Raw genomic sequence first — 1,058 nt, forward strand, 5'->3', positions numbered from 1 at the left:
GGGCCCGGTTGGCCGCCACCACCGACGGTGGCACGGTCGCGCCATGTGCCGCCTCATAGGCCGCCGCCGCCGCGTTCGCCTGTGCGGTCGTCTGGTCGATCTGTGCCGCGGTGGCAGTCATCCAGGCCGCGTACCGTGCGGCGGCCCGGGTCAGCGATTCCGACGCCGGCCCCAGCCAAGCCTGGGCGGTCAGCTCAGTGATCACCGATTCGTACGACGCGACCGCCGAATGCAGTTCAGCGGAGAGTGCACCCCAGGCGGCGGCAGCGGCGCGCATCGGCGCGGAGCCCGGCCCGGTGTAGATCCGCAACGTGTTGATCTCCGGTGGCAGGGCCGCGTAATTCATCACCGAGCCCCTCCCTTCGGCGTACACCGGGCTCGAGAAAGCGGCGTGAGTGTATTTGTAGCCCAAAAGCTCGCGGTTGACCGGGCATTCCGGATTTGCGGCAGCCGTTGCGGCCTCGCGCCGAGACGGCGGGCACAGCCGCACGCTGCGCTCACATGCGCGCGTGCGGGTGTTAAACACCGCGTTTCGTGACCTGCAGTGGCGACTGCGCCGGTTCATCGTTGCCGCGGTGGGCACCGCGATGGTGTTCGCCCTGACGCTGGTGCTGGCCGGGCTGACCCACGGATTCCGGGTCGAGGCGGAGAACGTGGTCGATTCACTGGGTATCGACAGCTACCTGATCCAGACCGCCGCGGTAGGCCCATTCATGGGCTCGTCGCGGTTCCCGCAGGCCGAAGCCGGCGACGTGGCCCGAATTTCCGGCGTGGAAGCGGCACTGCCCGTGGTCTACGGCAACACCATCCTGCAGGACGGCCGCTCGCCGCTGAACGTGAATATCTACGGTGTGCCCAAGGCCGCGATGCCGCCTCTCACCGCGGGACGAGCTCCGACCGAGCCCACGAGACCGAGGCTGATCTCGTATGCCGTCTTCTGCTTGAAAAAAAATATAAAAAGTCCTCATAGTTTTTGCCTCTACTCGTCCTTCACTTAGATCAGTTACATGATTTTTTTAAACCGCTCCCCTCTCTCATACTCACTCTGTCCCTTCCAT

2 protein-coding genes are annotated in these 1,058 nt (G+C 65.0%); one reads left to right on the plus strand and one right to left on the minus strand.

Annotation, left to right across the window (positions count from 1 at the left end; genetic code table 11):
• Positions 1 to 346, minus strand: a 346-nt coding sequence (locus ACWPW2_RS22320) for a PPE family protein (RefSeq protein ID WP_454125519.1), incomplete at its 3' end; no start/stop codon positions are given.
• Between the two features lie 76 nt (positions 347 to 422).
• Between ACWPW2_RS22320 and ACWPW2_RS22325 the strand changes: the two genes are divergently transcribed.
• On the plus strand, positions 423 to 998 hold the full coding sequence (locus tag ACWPW2_RS22325) for a hypothetical protein (protein ID WP_454125521.1): 576 nt from the start codon (positions 423 to 425) through the stop codon (positions 996 to 998).
• The last annotated feature ends 60 nt before the right edge of the window (positions 999 to 1,058 follow it).

Source organism: Kosakonia sp. Marseille-Q7440, assembly GCF_965119485.1.